Source organism: Vibrio sp. K4, assembly GCF_051122595.1.
Lineage (GTDB): Bacteria > Pseudomonadota > Gammaproteobacteria > Enterobacterales > Vibrionaceae > Vibrio > Vibrio owensii.
Map to the genome: position 1 here is coordinate 2,459,820 of NZ_CP178577.1, position 22,441 is coordinate 2,482,260.

General features: G+C 46.4%; 20 protein-coding genes. 8 read left to right on the top strand and 12 right to left on the bottom strand.

Annotation, left to right across the window (positions count from 1 at the left end; translation table 11 throughout):
* Window positions 1-52: 52 nt before the first annotated feature.
* The 6 genes from yfcE to ACLIIY_RS10960 form a co-directional block, all read right to left on the bottom strand.
* Entirely contained in the window at window positions 53-598 is a 546-nt protein-coding gene (gene yfcE, locus ACLIIY_RS10935; RefSeq protein WP_005436936.1) for a phosphodiesterase, read from the bottom strand.
* A 70-nt stretch (window positions 599-668) separates the two neighbouring features.
* On the bottom strand, window positions 669-878 hold the full coding sequence (locus tag ACLIIY_RS10940) for a hypothetical protein (RefSeq protein ID WP_009707229.1): 210 nt from the start codon (window positions 876-878) through the stop codon (window positions 669-671).
* A gap of 160 nt (window positions 879-1,038) precedes the next feature.
* Window positions 1,039-1,446, bottom strand: a complete 408-nt coding sequence (locus ACLIIY_RS10945; protein WP_009707230.1) for a CBS domain-containing protein — start codon at window positions 1,444-1,446, stop codon at window positions 1,039-1,041.
* Window positions 1,443-1,793, bottom strand: a complete 351-nt coding sequence (locus ACLIIY_RS10950; RefSeq protein ID WP_005436932.1) for a P-II family nitrogen regulator — start codon at window positions 1,791-1,793, stop codon at window positions 1,443-1,445. Before ACLIIY_RS10950 ends, ACLIIY_RS10945 begins: the two co-directional genes overlap by 4 nt.
* A complete protein-coding gene (locus ACLIIY_RS10955) occupies window positions 1,783-2,574 on the bottom strand; it encodes a DUF1538 domain-containing protein (RefSeq protein ID WP_009707231.1) in 792 nt (263 codons plus the stop codon). The genes ACLIIY_RS10950 and ACLIIY_RS10955 overlap by 11 nt, the downstream gene beginning before the upstream one ends.
* Complete coding sequence (locus ACLIIY_RS10960; RefSeq protein ID WP_005436927.1) at window positions 2,571-3,305, bottom strand: DUF1538 domain-containing protein; 735 nt, start codon at window positions 3,303-3,305, stop codon at window positions 2,571-2,573. The genes ACLIIY_RS10955 and ACLIIY_RS10960 overlap by 4 nt, the downstream gene beginning before the upstream one ends.
* A gap of 257 nt (window positions 3,306-3,562) precedes the next feature.
* Here ACLIIY_RS10960 and ACLIIY_RS10965 point away from each other — a divergent pair, with 257 nt between their 5' ends.
* The 4 genes from ACLIIY_RS10965 to ACLIIY_RS10980 all read left to right on the top strand — a co-directional run bounded on the left by ACLIIY_RS10965 (window position 3,563) and on the right by ACLIIY_RS10980 (window position 6,655).
* Window positions 3,563-4,480: a TIGR01777 family oxidoreductase gene (locus ACLIIY_RS10965; RefSeq protein ID WP_027726824.1), complete on the top strand. Its 918-nt coding sequence runs from the start codon at window positions 3,563-3,565 to the stop codon at window positions 4,478-4,480.
* A gap of 37 nt (window positions 4,481-4,517) precedes the next feature.
* Window positions 4,518-5,345: an SDR family oxidoreductase gene (locus tag ACLIIY_RS10970; RefSeq protein ID WP_171371760.1), complete on the top strand. Its 828-nt coding sequence runs from the start codon at window positions 4,518-4,520 to the stop codon at window positions 5,343-5,345.
* 74 nt (window positions 5,346-5,419) lie between these two features.
* Window positions 5,420-5,602, top strand: coding sequence for a hypothetical protein (locus ACLIIY_RS10975; RefSeq protein ID WP_009707234.1), 183 nt, complete (start codon window positions 5,420-5,422; stop codon window positions 5,600-5,602).
* Between the two features lie 198 nt (window positions 5,603-5,800).
* Window positions 5,801-6,655, top strand: coding sequence for a co-chaperone YbbN (locus ACLIIY_RS10980; protein ID WP_434527608.1), 855 nt, complete (start codon window positions 5,801-5,803; stop codon window positions 6,653-6,655).
* Between the two features lie 104 nt (window positions 6,656-6,759).
* Here the strand turns inward: ACLIIY_RS10980 and ACLIIY_RS10985 are convergent, their stop codons facing one another.
* The 6 genes from ACLIIY_RS10985 to ACLIIY_RS11010 are packed head-to-tail and all read right to left on the bottom strand — an operon-like array spanning window position 6,760 to window position 17,506.
* Window positions 6,760-10,527 carry a cellulose synthase subunit BcsC-related outer membrane protein gene (locus ACLIIY_RS10985; protein WP_434527609.1) on the bottom strand — a complete coding sequence of 1,256 codons (3,768 nt, stop codon included), beginning with the start codon at window positions 10,525-10,527 and terminating at the stop codon, window positions 6,760-6,762.
* Window positions 10,518-11,624 (bottom strand): cellulose synthase complex periplasmic endoglucanase BcsZ, encoded by a 1,107-nt coding sequence (bcsZ, locus tag ACLIIY_RS10990; protein ID WP_434527610.1) that lies wholly within the window; start codon window positions 11,622-11,624, stop codon window positions 10,518-10,520. The genes ACLIIY_RS10985 and bcsZ overlap by 10 nt, the downstream gene beginning before the upstream one ends.
* On the bottom strand, window positions 11,621-13,912 hold the full coding sequence (bcsB, locus tag ACLIIY_RS10995; RefSeq protein WP_434527611.1) for a cellulose biosynthesis cyclic di-GMP-binding regulatory protein BcsB: 2,292 nt from the start codon (window positions 13,910-13,912) through the stop codon (window positions 11,621-11,623). Before bcsB ends, bcsZ begins: the two co-directional genes overlap by 4 nt.
* Window positions 13,902-16,535, bottom strand: a complete 2,634-nt coding sequence (bcsA, locus tag ACLIIY_RS11000; protein WP_434527612.1) for a UDP-forming cellulose synthase catalytic subunit — start codon at window positions 16,533-16,535, stop codon at window positions 13,902-13,904. The genes bcsB and bcsA overlap by 11 nt, the downstream gene beginning before the upstream one ends.
* A gap of 3 nt (window positions 16,536-16,538) precedes the next feature.
* Complete coding sequence (gene bcsQ / locus ACLIIY_RS11005) at window positions 16,539-17,312, bottom strand: cellulose biosynthesis protein BcsQ (RefSeq protein WP_334422822.1); 774 nt, start codon at window positions 17,310-17,312, stop codon at window positions 16,539-16,541.
* The gene (locus tag ACLIIY_RS11010; RefSeq protein WP_039985971.1) at window positions 17,309-17,506 is read right to left on the bottom strand and encodes a hypothetical protein; all 198 of its coding nucleotides are present in this window, start codon (window positions 17,504-17,506) and stop codon (window positions 17,309-17,311) included. The genes bcsQ and ACLIIY_RS11010 overlap by 4 nt, the downstream gene beginning before the upstream one ends.
* Window positions 17,507-17,984: 478 nt before the next feature.
* Here ACLIIY_RS11010 and bcsE point away from each other — a divergent pair, with 478 nt between their 5' ends.
* The 4 genes from bcsE to ACLIIY_RS11030 all read left to right on the top strand — a co-directional run bounded on the left by bcsE (window position 17,985) and on the right by ACLIIY_RS11030 (window position 22,436).
* Window positions 17,985-19,568 carry a cellulose biosynthesis protein BcsE gene (gene bcsE / locus ACLIIY_RS11015; protein ID WP_434527613.1) on the top strand — a complete coding sequence of 528 codons (1,584 nt, stop codon included), beginning with the start codon at window positions 17,985-17,987 and terminating at the stop codon, window positions 19,566-19,568.
* Window positions 19,565-19,741: a hypothetical protein gene (locus ACLIIY_RS11020; RefSeq protein ID WP_167371678.1), complete on the top strand. Its 177-nt coding sequence runs from the start codon at window positions 19,565-19,567 to the stop codon at window positions 19,739-19,741. The genes bcsE and ACLIIY_RS11020 overlap by 4 nt, the downstream gene beginning before the upstream one ends.
* A complete protein-coding gene (bcsG, locus tag ACLIIY_RS11025; protein ID WP_434528551.1) occupies window positions 19,741-21,360 on the top strand; it encodes a cellulose biosynthesis protein BcsG in 1,620 nt (539 codons plus the stop codon). The genes ACLIIY_RS11020 and bcsG overlap by 1 nt, the downstream gene beginning before the upstream one ends.
* A 161-nt stretch (window positions 21,361-21,521) precedes the next feature.
* Complete coding sequence (locus ACLIIY_RS11030; RefSeq protein WP_005436910.1) at window positions 21,522-22,436, top strand: SPFH domain-containing protein; 915 nt, start codon at window positions 21,522-21,524, stop codon at window positions 22,434-22,436.
* Window positions 22,437-22,441 lie beyond the last annotated feature (5 nt).

Here is a 22,441-nt window from a genome sequence, read left to right on the forward strand (position 1 = left end):
TTGGCTCCCTTGCTTCTTTATCCAATTCACGATTTATTCGATAACTCGATCATTAAATCGTAGTCTGAGCCAGCACTTCACCTTCAGGTGTTTGCACTGTCAGCGTATTGCCTTCCATCAAACCATAACTGCGTGGTAATCCGTTTCTTGGGAAGGTCATAGAACCAGGATTGAAAATCACCGCCCCTTCTTGCATCTCTGCCACTGGGACATGAGTATGGCCATGAGCAATGATATCGCCTTCACGCAGTGGTGGACGTTTCGCGCTGTTGTACAAGTGACCATGAGTGAGAAACACACGCTTGCCTGATTCTAATAGCAGCCAAGCGTAGTCTGTCATCATTGGGAAGTTCAGCAGCATTTGGTCTACTTCGCTGTCACAGTTACCGCGCACAGAAATGATCTGCTCACTGTACTGGTTAAGCAACTCCGCTACTTGTGGAGGGTTGTAACCTTCTGGAACCGGGTTTCTTGGCCCATGGTTAAGCGTATCACCCAACAAGATAAGATGATCGGCACCAGAGGCTAAGTAAAGCTGAATGGTTTCTTCGGTTGCAGGCAAAGAGCCGTGCAAGTCTGAGGCAAAAAATAATTTCACGACATCGTCTCCTCAAAAGTAATGAGGGTATTCTACGGCATTCTTATAGAAGCTCAACCGAAGTAAGAAACTAGTGGTTACGAAGCATTTCAACCAACATTGGCACCAAGTAGAACCACGCAAAGTAACCGGCACCGACCAAGACCACCGCCCAAAAGATCATCGATAGGAACTTAGACTTAGCTAAATGATTTAATGGGTCGGGTTCTCCGCACCCTGGACAGGTATGAGCTCGTTTTGAAATTTGTTTCTCACATACAGGACAAGCGACTAGCGGCATGACATGACATCCTCAATTATTTCTTTAATTCTCAAAGAATAAGCCTCAGATTGCGGATATGCAATGGCATAGATAAGCAATTCGAATGGGGTTTGCTAAATGTCGCTCACCTGAGAAACCTTCTTGCCCTAATTATGAGTGAGCCTCACAACAAACACGCCTATAACTCTTCTCGTGCCATGCCGTTAATCACGATGTTGTTGTAACTCACCATGCCAATAACCTCACCGTTTTCAATCACTGGTGCACGACTAATACCGAAGCGCTCAAATAAACGCGCACAATATTTCACGTTCATATTAGGATCGACAGAAAGCGCAGGCTTGGTCATGATTTCATAAAGATTGGTTCGTTGTGGCGAGCGGTTTTTCGCTAACACTTTTTTCGCGATATCGTTCATTAATACAATTCCGTATTCATCATCCTCATCGCGTTTTTTCACCACAAGTGCTTTCACTTCACTCTTTCTTGCTAAGGTTATCCCTTCATGGACCGTAATTAACCCATCAACAATGATGTAGGTCGCTGCCATTACGTCTCTAACTCGAATCAACTCATGATGGCTCATAACTCGTCCTCTACTACTTTGGTCAGTTTCTCTACTTGGTGCGCGACGCCCACTGCGTCTTCCACATCAATCTGTACTGCGATGCCTTGACCAGACTCTTGATCAAACTCCCCGACCTCACTGATGGTCTCCAAAATGTGCCTCGATAAATGTTCTTCAACCACAAACAACAACACGTCTTTTTGTACTTCTAGAGTCAGACCAAAGAAGGTTCGTTTTTGGTTTAAACCTTGCCCCCGAGCATTGTTGATTACGGTTGCACCTGTCGCACCGGCATCACGTGCGGCATCAAGCACTTTGTCGGTTTTGCTGTCTTCAACAAAGGCCAGAATCAATTTAAAGCGCATTTTCTTTCTCCTCCGCGGTCTCTTTGTTCAACCACTGGGTGATTTGGGCGTAGCCCATAACAGAAATCATTGGGAATAAACTGGCAAAGGCGATCAAACCAAAGCCATCAATCATTGGGTTTCGTCCCGGAACCGTTGACGCTAACCCCAAGCCAAGAGCAGTCACCAAGGGAACAGTCACCGTCGACGTCGTCACACCACCGGAATCGTAGGCCAAAGGCACAATTAGCTTTGGCGCATAAAAGGTTTGAATCACCACCACAATGTAACCCGCGATGATGTAGTAATGAATCGGGTCGCCCACCACAATCCGGTAGCTTCCAAGTGCAATACCCACCGCAACACCTAATGCGACGGCCACACGTAATCCATTGACACTAATACTGCCGCCAGACACTTGATTGGCTTTGATGGCGACCGCGATGAGAGAAGGCTCCGCAATCGTAGTGCTAAAACCGATAAAGAAAGCAAAAATGTACACCCAGTAGTAATCAACCCAACTTAAAGCTTGGCCAATTGAAACTTTAAACTCCCGAAGGAAATCAGGTGCGGTCAGTTGCGTCGCCATGGTTTCGCCAAGTGGAAACAGCGCCATCTCCAAACCAAGCAAAAACAACGATAACCCTAAAATAACGTAACCAAAGCCAAGTATTACTTTGGGTAAGTTCGATACGGGACGACGCAGCACTGCCAACTGAAAACCGAAAATAATGGTCGCGATAGGAACCACATCACTGATGGTTGAGATAAAAGTATCGATGAAATGCGCAAAGGAAATCATGCCACCACCATCCCGTAAACCATCACAAACATCATTGGCAACAAAGAGGCAAACGCGATAAGCCCAAACCCATCAATCATGGGGTTTCGACCTTTAATCGCCGACGCCAGTCCAACCCCAAGCGCAGTCACCAATGGCACCGTGATGGTAGAAGTCGTCACACCGCCAGAATCGTAAGCCACACCGATGATGGATTCCGGCGCAAATCCGGTCAGGATCACAACGCCGATGTAGCCACCGATGATCATATATTGAATCGGCCAACCTTTAAGAATCCGAAGCACGCCTAATACAATCGCCACGCCCACCGACAAAGCAACCGTTAAGCGCAAGCCATCTGCGTATTCCTCCATTGATTGCTCAGTATTGGCGATCATCCCTCCCTCGGCCGCCACCTCCGAAGCTTCTTCCGCTACAGCCGTTAAGGCCGGTTCAGCAATGGTTGTCCCGAAGCCTAAACAGAATGCGAAAATCAGCAGCCAAAACACGCTACCTTTGTTGGCAAAAGCTTGCGCCATGTTTTCGCCAATCGGGAATAAACCCAGCTCTAAGCCAAAAATGAAAAAGGTTAAACCCAGAATAACCAGTAAGAGGCCAAATAAAATCGAGACCAGATTAGGAAGTGGCTCTTGCAGCACCACAAGTTGGAAGAAGGTAATAACAAGGACAATCGGCAGCAAATCACGGGCGCTACTTAGCAAGGCTCGAAACAGAGCAACAAATGCTTCCATATTCCCCTCCTAGCAACGCTTCATCCTTTCTAAATTCAGCATGACACAGTTTGCTGAAGCTAAGTGTGAGCAACGCTCAATGCTTGATAACATTCTGTTACATTTACTCAAACTGTGAGCTTTGCATCGCTTGGTAAGAAATCGCTACTAAACCATTAGGAACTAATAATAAAATCGACATCGCAAGTCATTGAAATGATCATGCAAGGCGGTTAACGACTATAATGTTTGAATGGTTTTACAATCAAAGGGATGACATGAAGATATTACTGACTGGCGGTACAGGCTTTATTGGTTCAGAGCTCCTTAAGCTCCTGACTACGCACCAAGTTATTTTGTTGACGCGTAACCCTGCGCAGGCAAAACAGCGATTACAGCATGCCGATGTCGGTAACATTCAATATCTAGACTCCCTAGATTCGATTGAAGATCTCAATGACGTCGATGCGGTGATTAACCTTGCCGGCGAACCGATTGCAGATAAACGCTGGAGCAAGGAGCAGAAAGAGGTCATTTGTAACAGTCGTTGGAAAGTGACCGAGCGAATCGTTGAATTGATTCACGCCAGTACTGAGCCACCAGCGGTATTTATTAGCGGCTCTGCGGTTGGCTATTACGGCGATCAACAAGACCACCCTTTTGACGAATGCTTACACGTAAATAGTGAGGCGTTTGCGCACTATGTTTGTGCTCGTTGGGAGCAAATTGCCAAGCGTGCAGAATCCGAGCAAACTCGAGTTTGCATACTTCGAACGGGCTTAGTGCTTGGACAAAATGGTGGAGCACTTGCCAAAATGCTTCTCCCCTATAAGCTCGGTTTAGGCGGCCCACTAGGAAGCGGTAAACAGTACATGCCTTGGATTCATATTTTGGATATGGTTCGAGCCATTATGTACTTACTCGAAACACCGCATGCTCATGGCGAGTTCAACTTGTGTGCCCCCCACCCTGTCAGCAACCGAATCTTCAGCGGCACATTGGCGAAAACTCTCAAACGACCACATATCCTGTTTACCCCTAAATGGGTCATGAACATGGCAATGGGCGAATCGTCTTGTTTGCTGTTTGATAGCGTTCGAGCCAAACCTAAAAAGCTCACCGAGCTTGGCTTCAAGTTCAGTTATTCTCGCGTCGAGCCAGCACTCAAGAACTTGCTTCAAGACAGAAGTTGTTGAATCATGAGGCTCACTACCTCCTTTTGTGAGCCCTAATATGAAAAAGTCAGTTCTGATCACCGGATGCTCCACAGGCATCGGATACGTATGTGCCCATGCTTTACAAAAAGAGGGCTTTCACGTTATTGCCTCTTGTCGCAACGAGCAAGACGTTCAACGCTTAACCAGTGAAGGCTTAACCTGCATTCAGTTAGATCTTAATGATCCTCAAAGTATTTCTGCTGGAGTTTCAACAGCACTGGAACTGGCCGAGGGAAAGCTCTACGCCGTATTTAACAATGGCGCTTACGGACAACCTGGCGCATTAGAAGATCTGCCGACAGAAGCACTTCAAGCACAATTTCAGACCAACTTTTTTGGCTGGCACCAACTCGTAAGAGAAGTGTTGCCACACATGCGCAAACAGGGTGAAGGAAGAATCATCCAAAACAGCTCTGTGCTAGGGTTTGCGGCGATGAAATATCGTGGTGCCTATAACGCCTCTAAGTTCGCACTGGAGGGCTGGACAGACACGCTACGTTTGGAATTGATGGACACCAACATCAAAGTTGCGCTGATCGAACCCGGCCCGATAGAAACCCAGTTTAGACAAAATGCCTTAAAAGCGTTTGAGCAGTGGATTGATGTGGAAAACAGTGCCCACAGAACAGCTTACGAAGGGCAAAAGCAGCGTTTGGATAACGACAAGTCGAACAACAAATTTGTCCTTCCAGCTGAGTCTTGTATTGAGCCAGTGCTTCACGCACTCACCAGTGATAAACCAAAGATTCGCTACCGAATCACCACACCGACCAAAGTATTTGCGGTATTAAAGCGCCTGTTACCAACTCGTATTCTTGATAAGATTTTGCGACAAGCAGCATAAAAAATTTTTATCACGATGTAATTTTACCGTAACAATGTGATGTCATTATGAGCATGTAGGTTAAGAAAACCTCAATGTTCGAATCAATTTCTAAGTCAGTATCTTCATCCATCGAGCCTGAACGTGATGTGGATACTCACTATAGATTTGGTATCGCCACCCTTTCTGTTTTGTATTTTCGCGAGACAATAATGACATTAAATCAGCTTAACTGGCTTAGTGTGGGTGTAGTGTTGACCATGTTCATCCTATTTTGATACCACACCCAGCACACTACTATAACGTCTAACAAGACTCTCTAAACCGTGCTGGACTAGCCAAATTTAATAGCACTTTCGCTTGCTATCAGGAATACGCTGCTTCGGCAGCGTTTTTCCTTTCTATCGCTTGAATTTCCCAAATATCAACTCCATATCTACAATCAACGACAAGAAACAAAAAGCAAGGATACTCTGATGCAATCCCCATTTATCGTTGAGTTAACAGAACAAAATTTCCGTGAAACGCTTGAAGGATCAATGAACACGCCTGTATTGATTCACTTTTGGGCGGGCGCTCAACCAGAAAGCGCACAAGTGATTCCTGATCTACAAATGCTGACTCAGCAATACAACGGCGCATTTACCCTTGCTCTATTGAACTGTGAACAGCAACCTGCTCTTGCTTCTCAATTTGGCGTGCAAGTCCTACCAACCATCGCATTATTCATGAACGGCCAAGCCGTCGATGGTATGGGTGGTCCTCAGTCTATTGATGTGATTACAGCAATGCTGCAAAAGCACCTACCAAGCCAAGATGAGATGCAGTTGAAGCAAGCAAGTGAATTGCTCCAACAAGGTGAGCATGCTCAAGCATTAGCGATTCTTCAAACGCTATCGGAAGAACTTCAAAACCGTGGCGACGTGAAACTAGCGATGGCAGATTGCTTGCTGGAAACCAAACAGTTTGAATTGGCACAAGCGCTGTTAAGCGCGATTCCACTGGAATACCAAGACAACTACTACAAAGGTTTGATCGCGAAGTTAGACCTGCACCTTCAAGCAGCAGAAAGCCCAGAGCTTCAGCGTCTTGAACAAGAACTAGCAGCAAACCCTGACAACATTGAATTGGCGTGTGAACTTGCAGTTCAGTACAACCAAGTGGGTCGCGATGAAGAAGCGTTAGAGCTACTTTGGAACATTCTTAAGACCAACCTAGGCGCACAAGATGGTGAAGTGAAGAAAGTCTTTATGGATATCTTGAGCGCACTTGGCCAAGGCAACGCACTGGCAAGTAAGTACCGCCGTCAACTTTACTCGATTTTGTACTAAGCGAATCGATTTAAAGCAGGACAGCTCAAATAGAAAAGGCCGGAAAACTCCGGCCTTTGTTGTTTCTACCATTCCTAAAATACTCGTCACGAGAGAGGCTGGTACTAAAAATCACTGTACAGCGTAGGTACCGCAGGTGGGTATTCAATCGGCTGCCAGCGGTCATTGAAGGTGTATTTTCCGTACAGCATGAAGTGGTTTGGCGTATAAAACTCTGAACGCTGTAGATCCACCAGCGCACCGATATACCAACGTTTACTCACTCGTTTCTCAACGGCGGCTTGCAGCGAAGCACCAAAACCGCCACCGCGCTCAGAACTATCACTAGAAGATAGATAAGGCGCATCTTCTTCTGTCCATGAGTTAGAAATGGAGGCACTCAATTGATACGACCATGTGCTGTCGTAGCGACCGTAATAGTTGACTGGCAATGACACAGAGAAATAGCTTTGTGGGCTGTAGTAGCCGCCATGACCAAGTGTGTATTCACCCAAGTTCTTGTCATAGTCGAGGTACATCAAGTTAGTGCCAATGCTCAGGCGCTGATCATCCGTTGCGATCAGTTTGTAGTAAGCCCCACCAAGCACACCGAGGCGAGTGTTGTCTTCAACGTTTTCACCCGTCAGTGCATGGTATTGCAGGCTGCTCCAAAAACCGTAAGGGCCACCTATATCCCAGCTCGAATTGAGCTTAACGCCTGTTCGAACTACACCACCCCATTTTTTGCCTTGAGGATCACTGGTTCCACTCGGTACTGTCATTCCAGCATAAGAAAGTGTGCTGCTGGTTTCAGGACGGCGAGACGCTTCTGCTGTCCACCCGAAGTCCCCGAGATCACCATCCACACTGACCCCGCCTACCCAAGTAGTATGGTCAAAACCAATCGGTGTAGTGCCGATATCCACTTGCCAATCTTTGGCTTGCCAACCCACACCCAGCGCCATACCCGATGCATCATTTTGAACCGTTGTTGTAGTTGGGAAGTTTTTAGGATCCTTCTCGTAGTAATCTAACTCACCCGAATCGATAGACACGTAATCCGCTCTCAGCAACAGATGCCCATCGAGTGATTCAATCGGAATACGCGCTTCGATTGGCACTTGGTTAGATGAGTTACGCCCATCGCGGGCACTGTAATCCCAACCAATGAGTACATGACCATCACTGCGATCATGGAGCGTATCGATGTCCGACTTAACATTGCGCGTTAACCAGTAGTCATCGGCTGTGTCATACAACTCACGCAAAGTAAGCGTCTCTAGACTTGCTTCATCTGGTTTTGCACTTTTTTCAATTCGATCACTGTTCAGTGCCTGACGTCCGCGCTCCTCCGCTAACGTCCATTGCTGATTGTCCATCGCAATAGACATGCTGTTTCGATACGCCAGAGCGTCAGCGTCCTGTGTCTCATCGAGCAAGCGGTTAAGGGTGTTCGCATCATTGCGGTAACCGAGTTGATTGAATACCGAAGCAACCGTCATCAGCTGAGCAGCATTCAGCGTGTCGCGCTTCTTATTCAAGATCAGATGCAAGTCGTGATAGGTTGCCTCATCTCCACTCTGTGCGCTGGCTTGCAACAACCCCACCTGAGCTTGCGTCTTGAATGGTTCAGGTTTTGATGAGATACGTTCATACAAAGCCATTGCTTGCTCTGGCTGTTGATTCGCGAGTAACAAATCCGCTTGCGCTAAAGTACGACGTGTTTTGAGTTCATCAAATTGCAGCGCTTCAGATGCACTGACTGCTTGCTGGTCTTTACTCAACGCCAAGCCTTCGTACCATTGGTCGAAATCGTCAAACTGATTCAAGCTCACCATCATACTGCCGTAAGCGAGTTTTTCGTCGGTAGTCCATTTACTTGAGGGGCGAATACTGTGATAAATGCGCTGCGCTTCATCGACCTTTTCAATCTCTACCCAAGCACTCACAAGCCTTGCTAGAGGTTGAACTTGCCCAGCATATTGAGACTCAAGCGAAGTCAACATGGTAGTGACAGCCTTCGGTGAGGCCTGATAACGCGCGGGTAAATCTTGTAAATCAGCATTGAGCTTTAAGCGTGTGAGGTTACGCTCCATGGCAGGGGTAACTTCGCGCTTCGGCACACTCTCTAACTCAGAAATCGCCGCATCGACTTTAAAATCTTGAGCGAGGTACAAGGCATACGCGAACTTCATTTCCGGATCAGTGCTGTTCGTCGCCCATTCAGACATCAGCTTGTCGGCACGACGTTTATCCCCCATAGAGCGAACCACATCGGCGATGTCCAATCTCAACCACGGTGATGTTGGTTTCAGCTCAATCAATTCTTCCACTGCAGATTGCATACCTGCTTGGTCATCTTTCGCTATCGCAATGCGCAATCTCGCCAGAATGATCTCAGATTGAATGCCATTGATTTTCTCAGACACCACCTGTTTTTGTGCTGGAGAAAATCGCTGTGCAAGTGAAGCCGCACCAGCCCAATCCTGCTGCTCAATACGAACATCGAGTCGTCCACGTAAGGCAGATCCGTTCAGCGCTTCAAGTTGTAGTGCTTGGATATAAGCTTTATCTGCTGCGGCATAATTCTTTTGTGCTAAGTAAAGTGCTCCCAAAGAGGTGAAAGCGTAAGGCTGGGTTTTGTCGGATTGAATGGCTTTACGGTAAAGGCTTTCAGCTTGTTTAAACTGCTCTTTCTCAGCCAGTGCATCACCTTGGTCCAAATAAGCCCAATATTGCGAGGTTTCAATCAAAGTAGCCCATTTAGAAGCACTATCCGGGTCTTTATCTAGCTGCTGCGCACGTTCAAAGTACTCAAGCGCCTTTTGTTGCTGACCTTTACGCAGATAGACCTTGCCCATACCACCCAATATTTCTGGGTCGTTCGGACGCGCCGTCATCGCATAACGCAACTGCTTCTCAGCTTGCAAGGTTTTATCTTCATCCAGCAGTTTGAGACCTTTCAATTTAGCAAGATAGGTTGGGTCCTTACGCAGGTCTTGCTCGGTTTCCCAGCGCTTCTTCGCGCCTTGGTTAGCTCGTTGTATCTCAAGATCTGATGGATAGTAACTCGCTAAAATCGCGTATTGTTGAACCGCTTGTTCTGAGATAGGCAGTTGATCGAGAGCACGCAACCAAGATGTCGCCGCACTGCTGCCAATGACTGGCGCTAAAGCGAGCTTTTTGTAGGTATCCAAAATCCATGGATCAGCTGGATTCTCTTTGCGGATATGGTTTGCCAATGCGAGTTGAAACTGAGGCACACCCGGGTAGTCTGCATTTAAGCGCTCTAAACCTTGCTTTACCGCCTGCCAACTTCCATCAAGATTGCTTTGCAGCTGAAGAAACTCTAACTGCAATGCGGCAGAAGGCATGCCGTTTGGGAAAATAACTTTATACGCTTGTATGGCTTCTTCGTAACGACCAGATTTCGCAAGCAGCTTAGCTCGTTGGTAATCGCCTTTGTTATCTCCTTGAAGAGACATGATGGCAGCCAAGTCTTTGGCTTGTGGAGAATTTGGCGATTGTTTAGTTAAACGCTGAAACGTCTGCTTCGCCAGCTCTGGCTGTTTACGCTTTAAGTACATATTGGCTTGGTAATACAAGCCAATCGGGTTGCCTTCCTCAATCGCAAACAAACGCTCTAACGTACTTTCGACAATGTCGTCGCGTCCTATTGCATCCGCCAGTTTCAGTTGTTCAACCAGCCACTCCACCGAGTTTACCCGAGCAAGAGACGTCGAGAACTGAACCGTTTCAACAGGTTGGTATACCGCAGCTAACTGCGCTTTGCTGAGCGGCTTTGAGCTAAAACTTTGAGCATAAACAGGAGCAATCCCGCTCGCCATCATGGCCAGCGAGATCAACCACGAAGCACGTCTTGCTATTGGCATTGCTCGCTCCATGCAGGCAACAGTTCACCTTGTTTGCCAAAGCGGTAGCGCGCCTGATGCCAGCCTAGGCCAAACAAACTCAAAACATTGTCGTAGTAGTGGTCGTTTCTGTCCGAGATAAGCTCTTGCTGCGCTCGGCTTGCTTGTGCTTTGAGCAGCTCAGACTCACCAGACGCCGCCAACAAAGGCAATGCAGCGGCAGAAAATCCTGCACTGCCAACTTGAGTGTATTCACCCGTTTCTGTATTCACTTCTCGTGGTGGTGCGCCGAGCGCTTTAGTCGCTGCGACAAAGGGCTGCATTTGCTGAATCAGCTGAGCTTTTTCTGTGACTTGGTCATCAAGCATACCCGCCCATAAGTAGGTACGAATGGCGTTGTAGCTGCCAATTGGCCCAGTCACCGAATCCGCACTGTACTGGCCTTGGCTGAGCGTCGCCCAATCAGGGCTGAAACCTTTTGGCATGGTTTGCGTTAGCATTCGCGCGCTTGCTTTATACATACCATCCCATGAATATTGCGGATACAGAGCTTCCATTCGTGCAATCAACTGTAACGGCACATAGCTCGGGTTCACACGGTAACGATCACCAAACTCAAACCCTGTTGGTGCAGGCAGTAACACGGTGCCCACACCGTCAATAGTTACAGTCTCTTCTCGTAGAATACGACTAGCAAGTAGATGACCAAGCGATTGGTAATAATAGTTATCCCACAATCGACCTGCTTCCACCAAAGCGTAAGCAATCCAAAGGTCGGAATCCGATGCTGCATTGGTATCTAACACACCAAAACTGCCGTTCGCTTTTCTGCCCCATAACCAAGCTGGCAATCTTGCCGTAAGGTCGCCACCAGCTAAATGCACTTGAGTCCAGTTTAATACCTCGGCGAAGGCTTTTTGATCATTGGCAACCAAAGCAAAGAACAGCGCATAAGACTGGCCTTCCGATGTGGTGATCATGCGCTCATCGCTGCCATCCACGACTCGGCCTTGTTCGATATAAACCGACTTGAACGTGTCCCATTGTGGCCAGTCACACGTGTTTGCCCACAGCTGAGGAGAAGCCAGTAGCATGATAAGTGCAATCAGCTTTTTCATTCCTCTTCCTCCTCAGTTTTCTCTAGACGTTTTGCAGAGACCTGACGCAGAACACGCCAAAGCACAATAGTCACGATCACCATCAATAACGCAGCGAAGCATGCCACGATGATTGGATGATTTGAGAAGTGGAACCACACTAATTGCCACACTGGCAGCTCACCCACAAAGTAGTGAGAACCAACGTTATAGCTCGCGACTTCATCGTTTCTTAGCGTCACTACCGAGCCAAACATATGCTCCACTTTGCCCGAATCCGCAAGTGCTTCATCAACCGTAGCAAAATCAGCAGGATGAGCAGCCATGATAGACACTAAACTGCGATTATTTGTGTAAGGTGATTCCATACCATAAATCGCAGCAAAGGAGCCACCTGCTTCCACCGACACATAATCAGCTGGCACTTGGTTCGCATCGCTTGGGTTCATCCAGTTCATACCAAGCTGCTGTTCATTCTTGCTGGGTAGACGAATTTGGCGCTCGCCTGCTTCAACCACCAGATTCACTTGGTCTGGGTCGTTCGCCGCTTCTTCTAATGAACGCACCACACCAATGCTCAAGATATCTTTGTCTTTTAGCGCTTGTGCATCCCACTTATCGGTCAACAATACTTGGATACCTGGGTAGCCAGAATCACCGCCCAAAGAGCCCATGACATTCAAGAAGGTTTGTAGTGCTTCTTTTGGTGCATTTTTTGGCACCACAACTGCGGTTTCAGACAGATCCGCCATACGTGTGTAAGGGAAGCCAGATGTTGCGAACGCACGCATGTTTGGCATTTCGATGTAGTGCGGGAAGCCACTAAAGTCGATCGTCGAGTCGCCATCAACCACTGCATATTGCTTGCTTGGTTGAGTCACCTGACACAAACCATCAGTGACAGACGCAAAGCCAAATTCAAAATCGATCTGGTTTTTGCTGCCGACTTTGAATGCAGGAATACGTACACGGTCGTCGCTGCTCAGAATGCTGTCATCCAACAATGGCACACGGACACGGTTGGAGTCGCCACCTTGGCCAGCAGTGGTCAGGTTAAAGGCTTCGATGAACTGGTCGTTAATGCTCGATGTCAGACGGGAGCCAGAATGGTCTTCCGTCGGCGGTGAGTAACGGTAGTTCAGATCCATTGGAATACCGCGGCTCTGCCAAGTAAACAGATCTGGTGGCAAACGTAGGCTCACGCTGATAGGCGGTGGTGTGCGACCTTCCACTTGCAGCATGCTCTTTTGCTCAACCAATTCAGACAACGCAACCGGTCGATCTGTGCTCACCCAGTTTGGCGCATCGTAAGGCACGCGAGGTTTGATTTGCTTCACCTCGTTGATCTTGGCAATGGGTCCGGTGAGAATTTGGTTACCCAATGCCAAGCCTCGTACCGCGGTGTTTAGGTCAGCACTATCACGACCAATCACCAGCAATAACTTCACGTATGGGTCGGTTGGGTGGGTAATCACCTGTACACGCGGGCCATCCGTATCTGGGAAGTCTTTTAGGAATTCAGGTTTGTTGTCGTTGGTGATAAACACGACGGCGTTGCGCTCTGGCAAAGTGTCGAAACTCAGAGGAAACTGCGCACCGCGCCAAGCCGCCAAAGAGCCAAAGTAGGAACTCAAAACACCAGCTGCTTTCACTTCGTCTAAGTCATATTTATCGCCCATCACAACAGGCAGATTGAGTTGGCTAAAGTCACGAACATCAAAGAAAGGCGCTGGCAGTAAGCTCAAGTCGCTTTCTAGTTGCGTTTTTTGCACAAACATTTCGATGCGGCTGCTTTGGCTGATCTCGGCCCAAATACTGGAATCATTTGGGTTGGCACAGTCTTTTTGAGTATTGCCAATCAGCTCAAAACGAATTTGGTTGTAGTTACTGAAGTAACGCGTATCCAGCGGCATAGAAAGGCTGAGCTTTTTACCCTGCTGGCCATCAACGATAGACGCCACGCCCATCAACTCGTTGTTCAAGTACACTTTGACGTGTGAAACCAAAGCAAGTAATGCTGGCGAAGGCGTAATATCAAAGTACAACGTGGCTTTTGAAACTACCTCATCAAGGCGAGAGCCAAAGCCGACATAAGCGTTCGCTTCACTGCCTTGAATCGCAATTGAGCCGCTGTAGCCCAATTGACTAAATGGAACAACTCGCTTAAAGACGGTGGCATTTTCCGCGTCTTGTTGCTGAGCTTGGGGTTCCGACAATTGCTGTTTTACTTCTTGTGCCGCGAGACTGCCCGACATACACATCAGAGTGATTGCCGTCGTCAACGCTGTTAGTTTTTTATTATTTAGCATGACTTGTGGTCCTGATTGGGACATAGCGAGGTCGAAGTGACCAAATAAATTCGATACAAAATAAAAGTGCATCCACACTGACCACGACAAATTTCGGGCAGTGTTGTAGCAAGCGCTTGTATCCATTAAAGCCGACTTGTAGAACGGCTTGCATACTCGATAGTGGCTTATCTGCTTGATAGCCTTGTTGCCATTTCGCCCATGTATCTGCTCGCGCAAATGTACATTGGACGTATTGGATTTGTTGTTGATGCGACAATTCATTGAGTTGCATACCAAACATGCCTTTATGAGCATAGGCAACCGTCATCGGGAACACGAATTCTTGTCCACCACGATTCAGAATCACTTCGAGTGACTGACCGAGTAAGTACTGGCAAGTTTGTCCGTCAACGCCATCGATTTCGATGCGGACGCCCCCTAATGAAAAGTCTTTCATCTGAGCTTGAATCAAATGCCCAGAGTGCAATCTCACCGCAACAGGAATTGCCACCTCTACGCGGTGATCTTTTCGTACCTGTTTCGCTTCTACCGCAACCGCGACCGCTGCACCTAAGATCAGCAAGTTGTACATCGTCCATACTAAGTTCACGATGACAGTGCCAACCTCATCCTGGGGCCCCCACCCCATTCGATACAGGCCCACGGCAAAACCAAGAATATTCAGTGCCACGAGCACCAAATACGGTCGAGAGATCACCCAGTCGTAATGCGATTTTTCAACTAAGCCCCCTTTCGCCGTTACATTGAATGTCCCTTTATGAGGCGCAAACAAAGCGACGGTGGTTGGCCTTGCGATGTACCAAGCAAGTACGGTTTCATACACTTCTCCCCAGAAGGAGTAACGATAGTCACCCTGCATGCGTGAGTTGGTCATACTGGCGTGGATCATGTGCGGCAAAACGTACAGGATGATCGCCAATGCTGGTGCGTAAATGACGTAAGAGTGCAGCAATAAAAACGCCAGAGGTGCAATCAAAAAAACAATACGCGGTATACCGGATAAGAAATGCAGCATGGCATTGACGTAACAAAGCCGCTGCGACAACTTCAGCCCTTTACCGGTGAGCGGGTTGTCGACCCTGAAGATCTGCGCCATGCCCCTCGCCCAGCGAATACGTTGCCCTACGTGTGCCGATAAGGTTTCTGTCGCTAAACCCGCTGATATTGGCTGCTTAAGGTAAGCAGAGCGATAGCCCAATCGGTGCATGCGCAGTGACGTGTGTGCGTCTTCCGTTACGGTTTCAACTGCAATACCACCCACTTCTTCAAGCGGTTCACGGCGCAAAATGGCGCACGATCCACAGAAGAAAGTCGCGTCCCACAAATCGTTACCATCTTGAATCAACCCATAAAACAAGTTGCCTTCATTAGGCACATTACGGAAGTTCGATAAGTTACGTTCAAACGGATCCGGAGAGAAGAAGTGGTGCGGAGTTTGAATCAGCGCCAGCTTCGGATCTTTGAGGAACATCCCCATAGTCAGCTGGAAGAATGCTCGAGTTGGAATGTGGTCACAGTCGAAGATCGCCACAAACTCACCATCCGTCTGCTTTAACGCATAGTTGATGTTCCCGGCTTTGGCGTGCTCGTTAGTCGGCCTGCGAATGTAGTTAACCCCTACACTCTTTGCGAAGTCACGGAAGCTGTCTCGTTTACCATCATCGAGAATGTGAATTTTCAATTTGTCTTTTGGCCAGTCCACACCCATTGAGGCGTACACCGTCGCTTTAACCACATCGAGATCTTCGTTGTAAGTCGGAATCATCAAGTCGATGGTTGGCCAAGTCGATTGATCTTGTGGCATCGAAACTGGCTTACGGTTGAGCGGCCATATATTCTGGAAGTAACCTAGCATCAACACGATCCAAGAATAGGTTTCTGCCAAAAGCAAAATACCCCCTAAGATCAGTGCAATAGGATCGTCCCAGTTTAAGGTTGATGAGTAACGCCACCAGAGATAACGGCAAGATGCTGTCACCGAAAGAATGATGAGCAACATGGTCGGAAAGCGCCCCGGCATGCGTCGCACCATCATGGCAAGTGCCCACAATAAAAGCACAAATACAGTCTGTGCCTGATAGCCGAATGGCACGGTAAAACAGAGCAATGCGAGCAACACCACGAGGAACAGCAATGCATAGTTCAATACCATCGCAGACTTACTGGCTTTCATGCGTTCACGAACTTCAGGATCTTTAACTTGGTTGGCCGTTTGTTCTAACCAACGAACACTTTTAGCCACCAGCTCAAACGGCAAGTAGAAAGCATTGCGGATTTTCTCAGCAAGATGCATCACGACACCACTGGCTTGATGAGACCAAGCAGACGCCACACTTTGCTTAAAACACAGTAACCAAACGCTCTGGACAACAAATCGAATCGGGTCAAACAAGCGAGGAGCGGCGTAGTTAACTTGTGGGAAATAGACCAGAGGCAGCTTCCAAGAGGGAACACCAGAAATCACAGGTTTTAGGAAAACAAAGCTCAATGAAAACCAAACAGAGAGCACAATGTTACCCAGCCAATTGGTTTTGCATTCCCAAGCTTGCTCATACGCCTGCTTGTGCGACTGAAATTGATCGACTATCCAGCTTTGGAAGATAAGGTTGAGGCTACGCATGCATTAGCCCTGAGAAGTTGCAGCGGCAAGCGTTGAAACGCACCAAAATGCCAAAGACTGGTAATCTTTCGCTGCTTGGCTCGTCGGAGAGTAATGCTGTACGGTCGTCAAGTTGGCGGCGCATTCAGCCAATGCCGTATCACGATGCATGAGAACAGGCACTAACGACGCTTGCAGTTCCTTCTTAAACACCAGCATGAAATCTCGACCAATCTCAGTCTCAGGCTGATATTGATTAAGAATGTAACGCAGCTTACCAGACTCAACTAGGTTGCTGATTTTAGACGAGTGTCTAAGCGCCGTTTGTAACGTTGCGTAGTTCATTGCATCAGCGTTAATAACCACAAACACCATGTCCATCGACTCAACAAACGCGTTCATTTCTGGAGTCATGAGGTAAGACATATCACCGTGGAACAACTGCCATTGCTCTGCATCTGTGACTTGCAAGGTTGAACGACCAAGCGCTTGAAGGAATTGATAAGATTGAGCGAACTGCCCCTTTTGGTCGGCATCCAATTCGCCAAATGGCAGCAACAGAGCGCCTTGCGGGCTTTGATACCCGGCCTCTACCCAAGCATCGCCAGACAACACACGTGCAGCCCAACCGTCTCGCTCTTCATAAGGAAGACCAAGATGAAGGCGTAACAGATTCTCAGGCACTGCGTCGATCGCAAGAACCTGCTTGTTAATTTTGACTAAAGCTTGAGCCAAGTTTGCGGTTACCGTGGTTGCTCCACACCCGCCCCTCAGGCTAACAAAAAGAAGGCGCTTCATATCGCTTCCGTTTCAAGACCTGCTTGTTTGTTTTTGATCCCAGTTCCACTGTCTTTGGTCGGTTGAGATTGAAAAACCAACCATTTACTTTTCACATTGAGATACGACTCGTTTTCTGTCGTCTCAACATATTGATGCTGAGTTAAGTCATATGAAGAGTAGATCGAATTAATGTCTTTTGCTGGCTCTGTCACGACATCTTTCCACGTTATCCACGCATCTGATAAAGCGCTAAGACACTCCTATCTTGCTTAAATTTTTATCAAATACGATGCTGAAAATTTGACGCACCTAACCCGTGCATCACATATTTATAGAATGAGAAAAAATGTGAACAACCTAAGTCATTGATCACATGATTATTAAATTCCTAAATGATGTTTGGCTTCAGAAACTGAGATTATGAAGATGAGTTGTAATTATCCGTTTACGACATATAAGCCAAAATTATAGTCAAACTATAAACATATTAGTTTGCAAATGCATAATTTTAAACTTATAAACATCAAGGCAGATAATGCTATATCTAATTTTATTTTTGATCAATTTCGTTTAATATCTTTGCGTCATTTTATTGTCACATTGGCATTTTTTTCTGTAACGTTTTACATACAGCGACAGCTTAAAGACAAAGAAAGATGAACATAACTAACTGATTAAAAGGCTATTTTGATGTCATTAATAAACGGTCTATCCGCAATTACCAGTGAACGAGAAAATCGATCTGTATACGTCAATTTATTTTCTCACAAACACATGACAATTGATTTCTTAATTAGTGCATCAAGCCAAAATTACAACACTTCACTTACAAGTTTCACCAATAAAGAAACTTTCCTTTCCGGTCTAAACCGCGAAGCATCACAAAAATTCAATGACTTATCTGATAGTTATCTTGATAAGATCTACTTCATAAGTAATAAAAGTCAAAAAAAGAAGTTAGACCCAATTAATCTTGCTAAAGACATTCACAAAATAAATATTAGTAAGAGATCTAACTATATTTTGTTTATTCCCGACTCGATTTTATCTCACTGCAGCGACAAAGATGTAGGCATATTCCTAAGAACAATAAATGAATTCGCCCATAAAAAATCGCTCATTATCAATATATGTATCTATGGTCATTTGGCGACATCGATACTTAAGCCTAAGTTGTTGACGAATAATCAATACCTCGCTGGTCTAGCGACGATGAGCGCATTAGATGAAACACGATACAGTTACTTTGTCGACTTTTGGTCCAGCAAACATGGGGTGAAATCAGAAGAGGAATACATCCTATCTTTTGATAAGAACGGTCACTTGCTCGCGACACCATATGAAAAGTTGCAAACGAACGAAATTACAGAAGACAAAGCCGATAGCGAACGACTTTACATTACTAAAGAAGCCTTGGGTGACAGCACAAAAGTGCCAAGAGGAATGCACCTAGCAGAAAATAACCAACAGCTATTGGAGATGTTAGACAGCCCTAGAGCATCGACGATCGTTTTCAACTGTTCAAGTCAGAGCGAAGTGCAACAGTTGGCATTGGATTGCTACCGACTGCGCACAAAAGCGGGCAGACAACTCAAGCTCGTGATCAGAGAAACACACCAATGTTTACGATATGCGGATGAAAAATTTTTGCTTCGTGCTGGTGTAAATCTGATTTCACCAGTGCAAGTTCCTCAGATGCGCTTTATGACCCAGGTGGAAGCTATACAAGGACAAATGCTGACACGTGCATTGCCTCAAAGCTTAGAGGCCTTACTAAAGTACGACGTTAAATTTGGCAGCAAAGGCTACCTGCATAACAGAGACTTCAGTCAATACTGTACGGATGTGATCGCCAGTTCGAGCCGTTCTAATGTCAACTTTGCTCTGATTAAGTTGAATTTGCTGCCAGGAATGAGCCCTGAAGAATGCCTTCGTCTGTGCCACATCCGACGAGATGGTGATGTCGTCACCGCGTGTAACAAAGCACTGTATGTTTTGTTCAGTGCTATCCGTCATAACGACATTGATGTTGCACTCAACAATATTTTCGAGTTTCCACCTCGAGATTTGTTTCACTCAACGCGCACCTTCGATACCCATTACGACATCGAAGCTGAACTAAAATACATCCTAGAGGATGAAGTCAGCATCTCCGAGGAGGTATCAAGCTTGACCACGGAGAAACAGATTTTCGCGGTAACGAAAAAGCCGATGATCGAGGTACCTGCTTTGTTCGCAGTTAAAAAAGCCATCAACATTAAGGAGCAGGAATGAACATTGATGACTTTATGCTCACCGTAGGCATTAGCCTTTGCATAGGATTAGTCCTTGGCTATTTTCTGCGTGATGCAGTAAGCGCGATAAAGCGGCTCTACGATAGGTACTTAAAACGCGCGCAGTACTTTGAACAAGATCTTTCTGTAAACAAAAACAAGAAGCTTAAGTGATGACTTCACACTCTAAACAGCCCGCTCAGTTCACAATTGGATTGGGTTGGTGGAACATTTATTTTATTGCCAAAGTTGCCCTCTTCCTCCAAGGGATCATCGATTTCCATCCGCTAGAAAACTTTGCGCTCTTGCTCTTTATTCTGTTACCTGTGCCAGTAAGAGCATTGAATGTCCTGCGGCATGTTATCGCAGTGATCATAGCTGCATGGCTACTGCATTATGACTCTTTCTTACCTCCGTTAGAGCGATTATGGGCTCAGGCGGGTCAGTTGATGCAGTTTGAGTTTAGCTATCTTGTCGAACTTATGGGACGCTTCATCTCGGTGCAAGCATTACTTGGGTTGTTTGCTTTGTGCGCAGCGTATTTCATCCTGAGTAAGTTTTTACGCGTTTCTGTATTCGTTGTCATCGCAATGATTTACGTCAGCATTCCAAAAACGCCACAGAGTTCAGTCACCGTTGAGACAACTCAACCTGCGCCACCAGCAACTACGGAAGTGGCGGAAACGACACAACCTCAAGTCACAGAAATCAACGATGAGTCACTCAACAGTATGACCGCAGATTTCTTTGCGAAAGAAGCGTCACGACGTGTTTCGTTCAGCCCTGACAGTGCACAAGATGCTCCGTTTGATTTGCTGTTCTTGAGCATCTGTTCCGTCGCTTGGGATGACATTGAGATTGCTGGTATGGCTGATCACCCGTTGTTCAAAGAGTTTGATGTCATGTTTGATAACTTCAGCGCGGCGACATCCTACAGCGGGCCTGCCGTTGTTAGACTGCTGAGAGCAAGCTGTGGTCAACAAGAACACAGTAAATTGTTCGAGCCTGCTCCAAAGCAATGTTACTTGTTCGATAACCTGAAAGATCTCGGCTTCAAAGAAAATCTATTGATGAACCACAACGGTGTGTTCGATAGCTTCTTAGAACTGATCAAAAAAGATGGCGATCTCAAAACGAACTTGATGTCTCAAGAAGGATTCACGCCTTATCAAAAATCATTTGATGGCTCATCGATCTTCCGTGACAAACAGGTGCTTGATGATTGGTGGCAACAACGAATCAAAAGCGATGATGAGAAAGTGGTTGCGTTGTATAACACCATTTCATTGCATGATGGTAACCGCATCATCAATGCCAATTCGACAACGTCTATGGTGAGTTACAAGAAACGTCTAAAGAACCTTCTTGATGATCTTTATTCGTTCTTCCAAGAGCTTAAAGCCTCTAAACGCAATATCGTTGTTGCTTTAGTGCCAGAGCATGGCGCCGGTATGCGAGGAGATAGAATGCAGATTTCAGGCATGCGTGAGATTCCGGCACCAACGATCGTTCACACTCCTGTCGGAATTAAAGTCTTCGGCGAAGGTATCCAACGCCAAGGCGATACTAAGCACGTAAAAGCGCCATCAAGCTATTTAGCGCTATCGCAATTGGTATCGAATATTCTTGAGCAGAACATTTATGAGAAGAAATCCTTTAGTCCGGATGAGTTAGCAGGAAACCTACCAGAAACACAAGTGGTCGCGCAGAACTCTGGCTCAACGGTGATTGAAGTAAATGGTAAGTACTACGTCTCGTTAGATGGTTCAAGTTGGATTGAATATCCTAAGTAAAGCTCGACGTAGAGTAACAATCTGAAATTAAAGTGAATAAAGGCTGGGAATTTCCGGCCTTTATTTTGTCTGGAATTTATCAAACCTCTCATTTCTACGATTGTTTCATAAGCCCAAATGAGTAAAAATGAATCAATACTATGCACTTAAGGGAATAGCACATGCCAATTGACTCATTGATCACCATCGGTATTTTCGTTGCTCTAGCCATCATCCTCCTCGCGTCTGCGATTAAAACCGTTCCTCAAGGCAACAACTGGACAGTTGAACGCTTTGGGCGCTACACCCACACTCTTAAACCAGGTTTGAACTTAATCATTCCGTTTGTCGATAGAATCGGTCAGAAGATCAATATGATGGAACGAGTTCTCGACATTCCAGCTCAAGAAGTCATTTCTAAAGATAATGCGAATGTCGTTATCGACGCAGTCGGCTTTGTTCAAGTTATCGACGCTGCCAAAGCAGCCTATGAAGTAAACGACTTAGAGCATGCAATCCGTAACCTTACGCTGACTAATATCCGTACCGTACTTGGTTCAATGGAGCTGGACGAAATGCTCAGCCAACGTGACATGATCAACACCAAGCTTCTCTCTATTGTTGACCAAGCGACTAACCCTTGGGGTGTTAAAGTGACACGTATTGAGATTAAAGACGTTCAGCCACCCGCAGATCTGACCGCAGCGATGAATGCTCAGATGAAAGCAGAGCGTAATAAACGTGCAGAAATCTTAGAAGCTGAAGGTGTGCGCCAAGCAGAAATCTTACGCGCTGAAGGTCAAAAACAATCAGAGATCTTAAAAGCGGAAGGTGAAAAGCAGTCTGCGATCTTACACGCAGAAGCCCGCGAACGTGCTGCGCAAGCGGAAGCAAAAGCAACTTACATGGTGTCAGAAGCCATTGCTAAAGGTGATGTCAAAGCAGTGAACTACTTTATTGCTCAGGGCTACACTGAAGCATTGAAGAGTATCGGCCAAGCAGAAAATGGTAAGATTATCATGTTACCGATTGAAGCTACTGGACTCATGGGCTCCGTTGCTGGTATTGCAGAGATGTTCAAACAAAGTAAAGACTAAGGTCT